Genomic DNA, 2455 nt, shown 5'->3' with positions numbered 1-2455 from the left:
GCTGCCCGTCTTCAACTCGCACGCGATCGAGAGCCGGCTGCACCACATACCGGGCCTGTCGGAGCACTACCTCTACTTCAACGACGACGTCTTCATCAACCGTCCGGTGGGGGCCGAGCGCTTCTTCCACGGCAGCGGCATAGCCCGCATCCCGCTGTCGCCGCTCAAGCTCGGGGTCGGTGCCCCGCACCCGCTGGAGCCGGCGCCGAACTCCGCGGGGAAGAACACCCGCGAGGTGATCCGCCGCTTCCACGGCAGGTTCATCACGCACAAGTCGCTGCACACCCCGCACCCGCAACTGCTGTCGGTCATGCGGGAGATGGAGGACCTCGGCATCGAGGAGCTGGAGCGGACGTCGTACTCCCGCTTCCGGTCCACCTCCGACGTCGCCCCGGCGTCGACGCTGCACCACCACTGGGCGATCGCGACGGGCCGTGCCGTACCGGCCGACTACAGCTTCCGGTACGTGCAGTTGGGCACGCCCGACATGCGCCGGCGGCTGGCGCGGCTCGCGGCCGGCGAGGACGTGGACTTCTTCTGCCTCAACGACGTGGACACCGACCCGAAGGACCGGGCGCCGGCCCAGGCGGCGATCCACGCCTTCCTGGAGCGGCGGTTCCCGTTCCCGAGCCGCTTCGAGCGGGTGCCGCGTACCACCGCGCACCCGGCGGAGCCGCGTGAGGTGTCCCACCGCCCCGCCGCACGGCGTGTGGGGCGGCGGCCCGGCCGGCAGGCGCGGCTCGCCGCGCCGCAGGAGGCGCGGCGGGTCGATTGACGCGACCTGTTAATTGACTGGCGACGCGAAACCCCCGTTTGTAAGTTGTGGCTGCCGCTTGAGCCACTTACAGACGGGGGATCGTCCATGTCACCGGCCGGTATGAGACGTGCTGTCCGGGAGTCCGTCTCGGGGCTCCCCCGCGAGTTCTGGTGGCTGTGGACCAGCACCCTCGTCAACCGGCTGGGCGCCTTCGTGGCCACGTTCATGGCCCTCTACCTCACGCTCGACCGCGGCTACTCCGCCTCGTACGCCGGGCTCGTCGCCTCGCTGCACGGGCTCGGCGGGGTCGTCTCCTCGCTGGGCGGCGGTGTGATGGCCGACCGGCTCGGCAGGCGGCCCACCCTGCTCATCGCCCAGACCGCCACCGCCGCGTCCGTGGCGCTGCTGGGCTTCATGACCACCCCGGCCGCCATCGCCGCCGTCGCCTTCGTCGTCGGCATGGCCTCCAACGCCTCCCGGCCGGCCGTGCAGGCGATGATGGCCGACATCGTGCGCCCCGAGGACCGGGTGCGCGCCTTCTCCCTCAACTACTGGGCCATCAACCTGGGCTTCGCCGTCTCGTCCATGGCCGCCGGGTTCATCGCCGAGTTCAGCTATCTCGCCGGGTTCCTGATCGAGGCCGGGATGACGCTGGCCTGCGCGGTCGTCGTCTTCGCCAAGCTGCCGGAGTCCCGGCCCACGGCAGCGGCCAGGCAGGCGGAGGCGGAGGTCAGGCTGGGCACGGTGCTGCGGGACGGGCGGTACATGGCCGTCGTCGGGCTGTCGTTCCTGGTCGCCCTGGTCTTCCAGCAGGGCTCGGTCGGGCTGCCCGTGGCCATGGGGCGGGCCGGGTACTCCCCCGCCGACTACGGCCTGGCCATCGCCGTCAACGGCGTCCTGATCGTGGCGCTCCAGATCCCGGTCACCCGGCTCATCGAACACCGCGACCCGCGCATGCTCCTGGTCGTCTCCTCGCTCCTGGCCGGCTACGGCTTCGGGCTGACCGCGTTCGCCGGGTCGGTCGGTGTCTTCATGCTGACCGTGTGCGTGTGGACCCTCGCCGAGATCGTCAACGCACCGACCCAGACCGGTCTCGTCGTCCGCCTCTCCCCCGTGCACGGCCGCGGGCGCTACCAGGGCATGTACACGCTGTCCTGGTCGGTCGCCGCCCTGGTCGCCCCGCTGATGTCGGGCGCGGTCATCGACCGCCTCGGCGCGCAGTGGCTGTGGGGCATGTGCGCGGCCGTCGGCACGGCGGCCGGCCTCGGCTACGGCCTCCTCATGCGCCGCCTGCCCCAGGAGCACCCGGTACCGGTGCCGACGGAGGCGGAGGCGGAGACGAAGACGGAAGCGGCGACGGCAACGGCAACGGCAACGGCAACAGGTGCCGGAACGCCGTAGCGCCGTAGCACCGGGGCTCCGCAGTGACGCGGCTCACTTCCGCCCATGTCACATTCCCCGGGGGCCGTCCGTCAGTGAGGTGAGAGCAACCGCGAAGACACAGGAGCAGATCTCATGGACGCACGGCTCAACCTTCACACCAACCCGGTCTTCGGCAAGATCTTCAAGCACTTCAACGCCGTGGGGACGGTGATCGCCGACTCTCCGCTGCCCGCCGCCACCCAGGAGCTGGTGAAGATCCGCGCCAGCCAGATCAACGGGTGCGGGTTCTGCCTCGACATGCACACCAAGGACGCC

General features: G+C 70.8%; 3 protein-coding genes. All 3 read left to right on the top strand.

Annotated elements, in window-relative coordinates:
- Positions 1–775, top strand: a 775-nt coding sequence (locus GT045_RS09890; protein WP_202515174.1) for a stealth conserved region 3 domain-containing protein, incomplete at its 5' end; no start/stop codon positions are given.
- A gap of 87 nt (positions 776–862) precedes the next feature.
- On the top strand, positions 863–2158 hold the full coding sequence (locus GT045_RS09885; RefSeq protein WP_202527670.1) for an MFS transporter: 1296 nt from the start codon (positions 863–865) through the stop codon (positions 2156–2158).
- Positions 2159–2272: 114 nt separating this feature from the next.
- Positions 2273–2455: carboxymuconolactone decarboxylase family protein (locus tag GT045_RS09880; protein ID WP_202515172.1), on the top strand; the 183-nt coding region annotated here is incomplete at its 3' end.

This window comes from Streptomyces sp. SID486, from assembly GCF_009865385.1.
GTDB lineage: Bacteria > Actinomycetota > Actinomycetes > Streptomycetales > Streptomycetaceae > Streptomyces.
Note: the sequence above shows the minus strand (reverse complement) of the source record. Positions and strands in the feature narration are given on the sequence as shown.